Consider the following 11487-nt stretch of genomic DNA (forward strand, 5'->3'; position numbering starts at 1 on the left):
TTAACAGGTTGGGTTTACAGCCGTCACCGACAGCGTACAGCTGGTAGTACAGGTAACTGGTACCGTCTGATCGGCGGCTTTGCAACTGGCATAGCTGGAATCCGAAGCCCGTACCGTGTAGGTTTTTCCTGAGCTGACCGCATAGGCTTTGGTGGTACCTGGATTGAGCAGCTCGTTGCTGATTTCGGTCGCTCCGTCGAAGATCTGTACCCGTACCTGCCGGGACTGGGAAAAATTGACCTGTACATTGATCTTGGGGGCAGCGGCATTCGAGCAGTCGGCCGTGGCAAACAAACTTGGAATGGCGGCACAGGGACAGAGCTGGTTAAAGCTACTGGTAGCCGCGTTACAGGTGCCATTAGAAACCGATACGTTATAGGTATGTGACAGGCCATCCGGGATTGCGGTAAACTGGGCGGGTGTGGTGCCACTCAAATACCGGTTGGTACCCTGCGGGTCGGTATCGGCAGCAATACGAATCGTGAACGGACCCGCCCCACCTGTAATGTTTAAATCTACACTTGCCATAGGTTAGTCCACACAGGTGGAATTACTGATTTGAAGGGAGAGAGAACAACCGGCCGGTGGGTTAACCTTGACGGCCAGGGTAATGGGTCGGTTACCGCAACCGTTGGCAACGGTAACTTTGACGGGGTGAGTGCCCTGGGTGAACCCCCGCAGCCGAATGTAGTTGTGGGTGGACGAGCCCCCCTCGATAGCCACGAGCCCGGCTGGAACTTCCCAGCTATAGGAGAAAGGAGCCTGGCCACTAATACCCGTTACTGTCAGGACTACTTCCCCACCCTGGGGCATGGAGTCCGAACCCTGAAGGGATCCCCCAGTGGGAGGTTGACAGGCTGGCTGACAGGTGAGCGACACCTGCCGGGTAGCCGTGCGGATGCCATCAAAAATCTGGATGGCGTAGTTATGGGTCAACCCATCCGCCTGGGGTGTAAATTCGACATCGAACGCATCTCCCTGCCGGGAATGGCGGAGGTATCGGTTTTCAGTCGAAGGGGGCAGCGTCACCAGGAAACTGGGATTTTGAGCCCCAGGGTATTTAAACTTGACGCGGCTCATGCTTAGTAGGATTGTAGGTTAGTACCGGCAACCAGTTGCTCGAAGAGTTGTCGGAGCTGGGGTGTGCTGCGGATGACACTCAACAGGTTGGCTACGTTGAGGGTGATGACCCGTTTCTGATTGATGCCCGTTCCCTGAAGATCCACTGACAACAGGCCCGAATTGTCACTGACCAGCGGTATGGAAACCGTTCCCCCGGATTCAGAGGTACCCGAGGTTTCTTCCAACTCTCCGATTTTCTCATCGATGGCTTCCAGAATGGCCTCCAGGGGGCTGTCGGAAGGCATACCCAAATTGTCAAGTTGAGATAAGCTGTTGGGACGCCCGGCATGGTATCTGACGCATCCAGCGTCTATTTCGGCATCACAAACGCCCGACGAACGGCAGGGGTCGGCAACAACCGGTGGGCAGTTTCCGCAGGGCACGGAAGAGCCGCATGGTGTTTGTTGGCACATGAACAGGTGAGATTAACGGGGTTGCTGATAAACCCAGGTGCGGATGGTAGGAATAGAGCCCAGAATTAGGGCGTAGTCGAAACTTAATCGCTCGGTAGCGGAGAGAACCTTGGTAGGCGTTATGGCCAGGTAGCCCGTCGGATAATCACCGGGCCTTCCTTTGCCGGGAATACCCAGAAAACCAACGTTAAAATCAGTCTGTCCCCGGCTCCACAAACCTACGCAGTTCACGCCGGAATCGGAAAGAGCTACCCAGTTTTCGGTAGCACTAAGGGCTACTGCTTCTTCGGTACTAAGTAGGGGTTGACTCAGGGGTAATTCCAGAAAAGGATCATCTCCACCGTAGTAGACAGGCCGGTAATACTGCCCCGTCAGATAGACCAGTGGGAGCTGATGGATCCGGGCGGCATATACGGCTTTATCGAATCGGTTGAGCTGTAGTTCCCCGTGGACACGTAGGGCTGGTCCATCCAGCCACACCCACTGGTCGAGTACGGCTTCGGCCGGAATACCACTCGCTGTTTCTATAAGCAGATTAGTCCGGATATACCGGGTAGTCTCATCGCCTCCCAGGTAAATAACGGGGTTGGGTGTATCATAGAAATCCGTAGTCTGAGCAGCTGACCAGCCAACTGTTTGATGGGACGTATGAAGCGGAAAGCCCAGCACCTGGTAGGGTACTGGGCCGCTCCGCACAATGATACCCGTTCGACGGGAGGCCGTCAGGGTGTTGAGCACATTGGGCTGGCCTTTCAATCCCAATTCCAGGAGGCCCCCACCGGCCTGGGTATCCAGGCTACAGTAGAGGACCTCACTTTGGAGAGTGGGATCTGTCAGCGCCGGTAAGGGCGTGTACATAAAAAGAATTTTTTGCTATTATGGATTCGTGGCCGTCAGATCCCGGTAAGAGATCCATTTTATTTTCAACTCCTCGTTGGTCAGCACCGTATTGTTGTTTCGTTTACGGAGCACGAACGTCGTGATGTCGGTATTGTCCCAGTTGGCCATACCCGTCATATCGATTTCTACCGTATGAAACTGACCATCATTGGCGACATTGAACTCTTTAAAAAATTCGCCCGAATTGACCAGTCCAGGTTTTACCCACCGCAACCACATGGCCCCGTCGGATGAAGTCAGCGCCATCCGTACATAGATCTTTTTGACTGTGCGGCCATTGATCCACCGTTCAGGCAGCGACACATTGTAGTCCCTTCCCGCGTTCTCCGTGTTAACCAAAGGTTTGACGGACAGGTACGAGGTAATGTTCTTTTCCAGCTGGTCTTCCGCTTTATGAAGAAAGAAACCCAGGCGGGATTTGCTGTTAAAGATGTATTCCGGTAAACCATTCCACTGAGCCTTCAGCCGGGTAAGACTGTTGACATAGGCCCGTATTTCGGCCTCGGTACCCTCCATGAAAGCCGCATCGAAGTCGTAGACACCATCCTTATCAATGCTCATCAAGGGAGCGGCTGCGAAATAGTTCGAGTTAAAGCTGGTCGGTTTATTGCTGGTAAAATTCTCCAGGTTAAACCCACCCACCGCAAACCGCGCATTATTACTAATGATGGCAATGTAGCGATCCAGCGTCCGGTGTTTCATCAGGATTACCGGTTCGGAGCCAAGTATAGGCGGGGCCGCGATGCCCCCCATGGCTTCGTTGTAGGAATACTCGATGAGTGGGGCGTTGGTAAAGGGCTGACCGGCAATGTAAAAAACCCGCTTGTAGTCAGTAGTCGTATACCAGCAGGGGGCCTCTTGCTGGCGGGGAGTAGGATATTTTGTTGAATAGGAATCATTCCGGTCCATCTCCCAGCGGGCATGACGACGAACGACTTTCGAGTTACTTGGATCGAAATCAATCCAGCCCTTCATTTTCATCCGCCCGAAAATACCCGCCATGTCCCACTGGGCGGGCGTTGTTTCGTAGAACAACCTCGAACCACTGTTATGCAGGACAAGTGTATTACCGTACGTAGGATTCATCCCCGTACTACCTCCTTGCACGGGATTGTAACCAATACTGCCGGCACCAGCGGGATGAAATTGTCCCGTTGATTGCCCTGCTTCGGTATAGTGCCCCTCACTATTTGGCCCCACATCGCCCCGTGGGTAGCCGTACATGGCATCCATGAGCTGGCGCCCCGCGTCGTCTTTTTGATTATCGGGCCAGATGGGGGAATTGACGGCACTAAACAGACCACCATCGAACGACATGTAATCGATGACACTACCGAGCTTCGTGTTGACCGCAACCCGGGTATTGCCATTGATGATAAAGGCCCGAGGGAATTGGAGCGTGGCTGATGGCCGGTTTAGCTCGGGTAGATTAACATACGTACTGTTATCGGCATACAACCCGCCATAGCCCGTTGTGGGTACATTGGGAGTACCGGTTGTAATACTCGCCAATCCCTGAGCAATCCGTTTGGCAATCTCCAAATGTCCCGCATCATTCCAGTGAGCAGCTACACCCGAATGGGCATTCGGATTTGGTGGATCAAATTCCGTGGCCCGGTAGGCAGGGTAATCAACCCGGTCCGAGAAACTAATAAAGGTATAACCCCGCGAGGTCGCATACTCCTGAGCAGCGGCCGTTGACGTGGAATGGCCCGACCAGAAAGCCCCCCGAATCAGAATCCGACAATCACTGGTTTTAGGTATACGGCTGATTACCTGGTCGAGTCCAGCAAAGTATTTTGCCTTGTCGAAGCTGGCTTCATAGATATTTTCCCCAATACTGATAACAATAGCCCCGAATGCCGGAGGGTTGTTACTAAACTGGTAATTGAGGTCCCCGGTGATTCGACTATTGTAGTCGTAATTACCATCCAGATAGGAATAGGTCTGTCCCTCGAAAGGAGCCCCGTGGGAACTACCGTAGACTTGTGCCGAGGGGTTAACCGTCCGAAGCATAGCCTGCAACCGGTGGACATAGTCCATCTCCAGGCTGCTGGCCGACATCCCGTTGCTACGCGGCCAGCCCGTAAACGAACCCGCATAGGTAAACGAGTTACCAAAAACGTAAACGTAGTTGATACTGGGCAATCCCGAAATAATGGTCGTATTATCGGGCGGGGTGACTGTGGCTGAACCAGGCCGGCTGATTCGGATACTTTCGGACGCTAAGTAGGCCGTGGGGGTGATAGTAACGGTATTACTATTCTGAACAAAGCCTGCCACTACTGCCGTCAGGGACTTTATCTGCCCCCCTGTTCCGGCAAAGGAAAGGGCTTGAGGGGTGCCCCCGTTTACCGATACATTGGCCGTACCGGGTGTTGACGTACTCTGGTAGTTGAGCACCAGCGTATAACTCCCGGGACCAGGTACGTTGGGAATAGTATACGTTAAAGCTCCATCTTTGATTTTCCCCGATGGTGCATCTGGTTTATCCCAAATTGAACCAGGGCCTTCAGCTAAATAACTCGGAAAGGTCTGATCATAGGCCAGTACCGTTTCACTACCACATCCGGTTACTGACTGCCCAATGGTGATTGTCTTTGCCGGACAGTTGGCTTTGGTGGCTGTGGCGGTATAAAAATAGGTACCGTTGGTGGAGAGCTTGGCGGAAACCGTCTCGCCCGTAGATGATAAAAGACCGGCCCCCGTCCAGCTATAGCTAACCCCGTCACAGTTAGAACCTGCACAGGCAACCGAAAGGGAAAAGTTTGTATTACAGCCAACGCCAACTGGTAGAACCGTTGCCGTCAGCGTACCCATACAACTAGGTGTGGGGGTGACAGCATCCTTAATTACCCGTTCGGGCATGGCTTCACTGTTGGACGCCGTATATCGGTAATCGCCTGCCCAGGTAAACGTTTCCCCGTAAATATTGGTGAACCGCACCCGCATGTGCTGGGGCAGTAGTTGCACCCCCGCTGGCACATCATCGGGTTTGTAGGTATCAATGAAAGGTGCCCGCCCTTTGAGGGTAAAGAAGGTTGATTTACTCTTCCAGGTACCCGTATCCCACCAGACGTTGACAGTGACCTCATCTTCAGGATCCAATATTGGCCAGGCTGCCACCAGCTGGACATAGTTACCCGTTTCCGAGATACGTCCCCGGATAATAGGCTCGTTCCATTTATCAGGAGTAGCACTAATGGCCCGGATTGGCCGGATCCAGTAGTGATTACCCCAGGGCAGGTGATCAAATTCAGATGCCCGGTGGAGTGCTTTGGTAACCACTTCCCACTGGCCCAGACTGCTGGTATAACCCATCGAGCCACCCCGCTGGCCGGGAAAGTCAACCCTGTTTTCGTGACTGAGTGGTCCCCGTTGTAAATACTCCGAGTGCCACATCAAATCAGCATCGTGGAGCAGATACCGGAACAGCATACCGGCTTCCAGCCCTTCGGGATTCAGAGGCCGGCTATCTCCCTGTCCGGGTGCATTGGCTTCCTCGGTATGAACCCGGTACCAGTCTCCTGTCTTGATGTTGGCAAATTCAGCCCGGCGATCATTCTTTCGGAGCGGGTACTGTCCGCCGTTTAACCACCAGCGGTGGGCATCATCAAACTGAACGTCCTCATAGAGCCAGGAGGTCCACCAATCGTATTCATTCTCGTTGTAAAAGTTGGGATCCTTGCCGTATACGGTAAAGGTTTTGCCGTAAAGGGTTACCTGGCTATTATCCTCCCGAAGGATACGGCGCCCATTGACGAGCTTGTAGGACCCATCTCCATTTTTCTGGTAGATGGTTCCCTGGCCAATGGTGTTTTTCCAGTAGTGGTCCCCCGAAGCGATACCACCCCCATTTGCTCGTAGGGCCTGGGCAATCGGAGAGTTCACATCGACGGCCGCAATCTCGGAAAAACCCTTCCAGTACATGTTGTTGAGAAACTCCCGGTTTTCGTACCAGAGTTTACCACCAATGACCCGTCCCTGGTCGGCATGCCCCTTGTAGCTCATGGTGTTCGGGGCAACCTTCTGGCCGTAGGTAAACACCTTCGAGCCTTCACAAACTTCCAGAGCACCCAGGTAGAGATTACCCAGAAAGGTTCGCATGACTGTCTCGCCCCCCGCATCCCAGTAGTGAGCCGACTCCTCATCGATGGATATATATTTTGGGATCTTACCCCCACATATATCGTTTTTTAAAACGCCCCCAATCCAGCGGCCCATCAGCTTGGCGGCTTCCGTATTGGCCGTTGGAATCAGGCTATTGATGTATTTGCCGATTTCAGTTTTACGGGCATCGGAGCTGGGTAGGCTGTTATAGGCGTTCTTAAAGGCATCCGGCATATTTGCCGGGCTTCCTGGCATATAGAAGACAGCAAACATCTTCTGCCCATCCAGACCCAGATCACGAGCATCTTCCGAATTGCCCGTTGTTTGGTAGAAGAACTGGGGAGCCATCTGGCTATAGCCGTGGCGAAGAGCGTCATCATCCCACTCTCCCGGAGCTCCGGGAGACTTGCGGAAGCGGGGTCCCCAGTAGAGTACATCATGCGTAGGCAGGGCAAAGCGGGGAAAGATCCGCCAGTTGACGACGGCTTTGGCGGCCTGCTGGGGCAATGGGTAGTCATTACCCTTGGGTCGCAGGTAATTCCGCATTATCTGGGCCGGCGAGAGCTGGCTAACCAGCAACAGCAGGGCTAAGAGAATCCGTTTGTTCATAGAAAGGTGGGGACCCGAAGGTCCCCAGTCTAAAGCGAAAGGTTAGATGTCGGTATTCTGGGTACCGTCCAGGATAGGGGCTTGCTGGAGGGTGAAAGGGGTACTTTCGTAGTCGTTCCGGTTTTCACCACCCGACCAAATCTCATTGTAGGGCTGGTGGCCTCCCGGATCCGGGTTGGTTGGGGTATCGCCCAGCGTCGTGACGCAGAACACCCCACCGTAGGCCGACACCCCAACATTGTTTTTGGCCCGAACACGGTAGCAGTATTGCGTACCGGCCGTTAGTCCCGTATCGGTATAGTTGGTGGTATTGGCCGGAAGAGGGGCCAGGAGAGTAAAACCACTCACTGCACTGAGGGACCGTTCCAGCTCGTAGCCCGTTTCGTTGGTGGCACTGTCAAACCAGCTGATACTAATGACACTGCTGGAGAGGGCCAGTGCCGACAGCAGTGATGGGGCGGCCGGTAACGTAGGCTGCACAGGAGCCGGCTCAAAATACACGGCACCTAATGAGTCGGTACCGGAAACAAAACCAAATGGGGGCTCTAGTCCAGTCGGTTTAGCGAGTCCTCCTAACCCCGTCGTTCCACCGGCCAGGCAGTTATCGGCAATGGTCTTGGACATGGTCACATCCGATCGGGTACGTACGTTATTGCCAACGGGGTAATACCGACCCAGTGCCAGATCCGCTGCCGACTGTAATACCAGCACCCAGCCACTGCTGAATTCTTTGGTCCGGATGGCAATACTCTGGCCATTGACCAGCCGAACACCCACCTGTTGATCTTCTTCCATCATACAGGGTACTACCGGAGGGGTAACGACGGTAAAGGTCGCCGTCTTGGTATCGGTCAGTCCTAACTCGTCGGTTGTCGTCAGGGCAACGGGGTAAATACCCACTTGGGTAGGTGTGCCCGATGCAACGCGACCCGCACCGGAAATACCGGGAGGCAAACCATCCCACTGGTAGGAAAGGCTATGGCCGTCACTATCCGTTGATTCGGGAGCCGTATAACTAAAGGCTACACCCCGCGTCAGGGTTTTATTGTCGATAGGAGCTCCGACGGGTGGATGGTTGACTGGATCCGTCGTCGATAGAATCCGGGTTTCAGCATGGAGCACCTTCCCACAGTTATTCAGGGTGAGGATCACTAGCTGGCGAATGACGCCATTTTCCTCCTGGAGGCTGGTGGCAATGTAACCACAGGCTATGGGCGGATATACCCCGTTTTTGATATAGAGTACACTACTATTTTGTACGGGAATTGGCGTACTGACGGGTACCTGTTCTTCGACAAGCTGGTAACCGCTCATCACTACACTTCGGAAGGACGGCTGTTGCAGCCAGTTAATCAGGCTGGCCTCGGAGCGAAATGGTTCCGCTGGCAGGTTTCCTTTTTTCCGAAGCACCGCCGTCATCAGGGGCCAATTCTGAATCTGAGTGGGCGTATAGGTGGCTCCCTGGCAAGCCTGATTACAGGGAAAATCATCCAGCACGTGGGTAAAGACAACCTCAGATGATTTACAGGGTGGATCCGTGATGGTCTCCAGGTAGACACTATAGCTACCGGCTGGAATAGGAATACCCAGGGAGAAGAGCACCGTGCCGTCGGTTTCCGCCCGGGCGCTGCCACTTTGAATGGTTACCCCCGTACTGGAAAGAATATAGCACCGATACGGACCGGGGTTGGCACCTGTTCCCAGTGTGATGCGGTAGGTGCTACCGGCCTGTCCGGGTGGGGTGTCGATCCGATCGATCTGCTTGATGGGCAACCGGCAGGGTGTGGCATTGAGAACGACGATGGGAAACCGGGTTTCAATTTCCCCACAGGGGTTTTTAATTTTTACCGTCAGCGAAGCATTACCCGGTTGAAACCAGCGTACCGATACGGTAGGGGCATTGGCCCGGCCTTCAATACTTCCCCCGTAGCAGGTCCACTCATAAGTAAACTCGGGGGTACCATCGCTGGCAACAGTATAAGCCAGCAGCCGGTCTGGCTGGGGCGTTTTCTCTCCCGTCAACAGCGCCGTGGTGACGGGCCGACAGGCTGTACCGACCGTAATATGAGCCGTGTAGGATTCCGAACGGCCGCTGCTCTCGGTGACGGTAATTACGTAAGCATGGGGCTTACCATCCGAGAGGGCATCGAACTGGATCGTCAGCTGGTCGTCATTAGCCGCGTACTGACGAAACCGTTCGGTGTCGGGGTCCCCTTCCATCCGGACCGAAATCTGATTCGGTACCAGGTTGGTGAGTTTGATGTAGGTTTCCGTCATTAACAGTAGACCTCAAGCGTGGATACATCCGGCTCCGCGACAGGTTTGGTAATCTTGTCGATGTAGGCCGGGTTTTTTGAAATCAGATCGACCAGGGCCGCTACGTCCAGACAGGCCATGATCTCCCCGTTGTCAATCGTGAGTTTGATGAGCTTGTCGGGACAATCCTTGACCTTTAAGGGAGCCTGCTTGATCAGACAGAGCTCGGTATCGACGGCCTGGGCAAAGTCAGCCCAGCTGCTGATTTTATAGGATTTGGTCAAGCAGCACAGCTGACCCATCTGCATACTGCAGAGCCGATCATCGATCTTTTCCAGGATCCGCTCCAGACTAGTACCATTCTTAATCCCCAGGCATCGGAGCTTAGAGGGTATGTTGGTATTACAGTGGTAGGTAATCCGGCTACTGTCGAAGGGTCCTACGGCCCGGCAATCCGGCGCCGGAGGGGGCTGGGGAGTGGTGCAGGGAGATTGGTTATTCATTCGGTAGGTAGGTTAGCGTCGAGGCACTGTATGAGGGAGCCGACACCAGGTCCCGCAGCCGGCATACCTCCCCTACCAGACTACTCAGCACCCCCTTCAGTGTCGTGGTTCCGGGTCCGCAGGCTCCCGACAGACACCCGGCATCGACACTGGTAACTAGACTCATCAGGGCCTCAGCCGTGAGTTTCTTATTTTGATTGTCGATGGTTTGCTGGAGGGCCTGATTTTTGGTGACCAGGGCCGAGAGTATCTGAGACAGTGACGCCCCCGGAGCAAGGCCGAGTGAATCCAACAATTCTTTAGGGAAGCTCAGTTGCTGTTTGTGGTGGTCGATTTCGGCATCCAGCACTGGCAGGATGTCCCCCACCAGCAGGGAGCCACAACTGGGCACCGGCACGAGCTTGAGCGGGGTGCCGTCATAGGCAACACAGTGGGCCGCTGTCGGGGATGGACAGGGTGCCCGGCGGATTGGTGGCATGTTAGAGTTGATTATACAGCGTCTGGAGCGGCTCGATTTGGGTTAGCCCAAAGGCTCGTGGATCGGTAAGCCGGTCGGTTAACCGGTTGATGAGTGCCAACCGGCAGTTGGGTGTGGCCTGGTAGCCATAGGCCAGCTGGCCGTAGAGGACATTGCCCGCCCGCAGGGTGTTATTGCAGGGCAGGTTCTGCGGTGTAACAGGGATGGGCTTGAACAAGGGGCAGTAGCAGAAAGTCTTCGACCTGACGCAGGCGGCTGGCTCCTACCGTGTTTTCGTAGACACAGTCGACGCCGGATTTGACAAACCCCAGGTACTGGTTGATATGAGAGAGGGAGGTGTTGAGGGCGGCCAGGGTACCGGGCTGGTTTTCCTCACTCAGTTTAAGACAGTGAAGGATATGCAGACTACGAAGCCGGCCAGCAGCTGATCCCAGGCAGTCCTGAGCAAAAGGAGCCTGGGGGTTGGCATTGACAAGGGCGGACGGCTGGTAAAGTGTGGGCAGGGGATTACTCTTGCAGTTACACATGGCTGAATGTATCCAGGAGACGGCTGGCCCGGTCGTATTGGGCCGTAGCCAGCGTGAAGTGACCCGCTTCGGCATTAGCAGCGCCAGCCCGCAGCAACACATCGAGTTGAGCCAGTTGATGACCCAGCTCATCGAGTTGCCGATCATCCGTATCACAGCCTACTGCCAGGAGCCACTTGTCAATTCGGGCATTGAGCTGGGAGGTTTTAAGGTAGTTCAGACAAACGGAAACCCGGTCGTGGGGAGCTACTGCATACCGTATCTGGTAGATACCGTCCGGTAGTTCAACCCGGCCGCCCAATCCTAACTCCCAGCCGGTCAGGGTTGTCAGGCCCGCTACGTTCATGGCGATAGTAGAAGCCGTCACCCGTCCAGGCAGGATCACATTCAGTAGGGCCTGCTCGGGTTCGGTAAAGTAGGCCGATCGGTCGAGAATGACCAGTGTCCGGCTGTCAGCCTCCGCTACGGCAGAGATAGCCAGGCTATGGCGTTTGATGGCTTGCATAACAAAGAAAGGCCGGACGAGTCAACCCCGCCCGGCCTATTGAGATAGGGTTTCAGGAAAACGG

11 protein-coding genes are annotated in these 11487 nt (G+C 54.5%); all 11 read right to left on the reverse strand.

Features of this window, described 5'->3' with window-relative positions; translation table 11 throughout:
• Entirely contained in the window at positions 1-528 is a 528-nt protein-coding gene (locus GK108_RS12680) for a hypothetical protein (RefSeq protein ID WP_163948321.1), read from the reverse strand.
• Positions 529-531: 3 nt separating this feature from the next.
• On the reverse strand, positions 532-1080 hold the full coding sequence (locus GK108_RS12685) for a hypothetical protein (protein ID WP_163948324.1): 549 nt from the start codon (positions 1078-1080) through the stop codon (positions 532-534).
• 2 nt (positions 1081-1082) lie between these two features.
• Positions 1083-1535 (reverse strand): hypothetical protein, encoded by a 453-nt coding sequence (locus GK108_RS12690; protein WP_163948326.1) that lies wholly within the window; start codon positions 1533-1535, stop codon positions 1083-1085.
• 12 nt (positions 1536-1547) lie between these two features.
• Complete coding sequence (locus tag GK108_RS12695; RefSeq protein ID WP_163948329.1) at positions 1548-2393, reverse strand: hypothetical protein; 846 nt, start codon at positions 2391-2393, stop codon at positions 1548-1550.
• Positions 2394-2411: 18 nt separating this feature from the next.
• The gene (locus tag GK108_RS12700) at positions 2412-7154 is read right to left on the reverse strand and encodes a carbohydrate-binding protein (protein WP_163948332.1); all 4743 of its coding nucleotides are present in this window, start codon (positions 7152-7154) and stop codon (positions 2412-2414) included.
• 42 nt (positions 7155-7196) lie between these two features.
• The gene (locus tag GK108_RS12705) at positions 7197-9431 is read right to left on the reverse strand and encodes a PKD domain-containing protein (protein ID WP_163948335.1); all 2235 of its coding nucleotides are present in this window, start codon (positions 9429-9431) and stop codon (positions 7197-7199) included.
• Complete coding sequence (locus GK108_RS12710) at positions 9431-9913, reverse strand: hypothetical protein (RefSeq protein WP_163948338.1); 483 nt, start codon at positions 9911-9913, stop codon at positions 9431-9433. Before GK108_RS12710 ends, GK108_RS12705 begins: the two co-directional genes overlap by 1 nt.
• Positions 9906-10310: a hypothetical protein gene (locus tag GK108_RS12715; RefSeq protein WP_163948341.1), complete on the reverse strand. Its 405-nt coding sequence runs from the start codon at positions 10308-10310 to the stop codon at positions 9906-9908. The genes GK108_RS12710 and GK108_RS12715 overlap by 8 nt, the downstream gene beginning before the upstream one ends.
• 82 nt (positions 10311-10392) lie before the next feature.
• A complete protein-coding gene (locus GK108_RS12720; RefSeq protein ID WP_163948345.1) occupies positions 10393-10608 on the reverse strand; it encodes a hypothetical protein in 216 nt (71 codons plus the stop codon).
• Positions 10562-10918 (reverse strand): hypothetical protein, encoded by a 357-nt coding sequence (locus GK108_RS12725; RefSeq protein WP_163948348.1) that lies wholly within the window; start codon positions 10916-10918, stop codon positions 10562-10564. The genes GK108_RS12720 and GK108_RS12725 overlap by 47 nt, the downstream gene beginning before the upstream one ends.
• The gene (locus GK108_RS12730) at positions 10911-11423 is read right to left on the reverse strand and encodes a hypothetical protein (protein WP_163948352.1); all 513 of its coding nucleotides are present in this window, start codon (positions 11421-11423) and stop codon (positions 10911-10913) included. The genes GK108_RS12725 and GK108_RS12730 overlap by 8 nt, the downstream gene beginning before the upstream one ends.
• Positions 11424-11487 lie beyond the last annotated feature (64 nt).

This window comes from Spirosoma terrae (assembly GCF_010435915.1).
Taxonomy (GTDB): Bacteria; Bacteroidota; Bacteroidia; order Cytophagales; family Spirosomataceae; genus Spirosoma; species Spirosoma terrae.

What these genes read in the sequence shown, in the direction of transcription:
- GK108_RS12680 (WP_163948321.1), bottom strand. Translation starts at nt 528, where the DNA reads ATGGCAAGTGTAGATTTAAACATTACAGGTGGGGCGGGTCCGTTCACG.
- GK108_RS12700 (WP_163948332.1), bottom strand. Translation starts at nt 7,154, where the DNA reads ATGAACAAACGGATTCTCTTAGCCCTGCTGTTGCTGGTTAGCCAGCTC.
- GK108_RS12690 (WP_163948326.1), bottom strand. Translation starts at nt 1,535, where the DNA reads ATGTGCCAACAAACACCATGCGGCTCTTCCGTGCCCTGCGGAAACTGC.
- GK108_RS12710 (WP_163948338.1), bottom strand. Translation starts at nt 9,913, where the DNA reads ATGAATAACCAATCTCCCTGCACCACTCCCCAGCCCCCTCCGGCGCCG.
- GK108_RS12685 (WP_163948324.1), bottom strand. Translation starts at nt 1,080, where the DNA reads ATGAGCCGCGTCAAGTTTAAATACCCTGGGGCTCAAAATCCCAGTTTC.
- GK108_RS12725 (WP_163948348.1), bottom strand. Translation starts at nt 10,918, where the DNA reads ATGTGTAACTGCAAGAGTAATCCCCTGCCCACACTTTACCAGCCGTCC.
- GK108_RS12705 (WP_163948335.1), bottom strand. Translation starts at nt 9,431, where the DNA reads ATGACGGAAACCTACATCAAACTCACCAACCTGGTACCGAATCAGATT.
- GK108_RS12695 (WP_163948329.1), bottom strand. Translation starts at nt 2,393, where the DNA reads ATGTACACGCCCTTACCGGCGCTGACAGATCCCACTCTCCAAAGTGAG.
- GK108_RS12730 (WP_163948352.1), bottom strand. Translation starts at nt 11,423, where the DNA reads ATGCAAGCCATCAAACGCCATAGCCTGGCTATCTCTGCCGTAGCGGAG.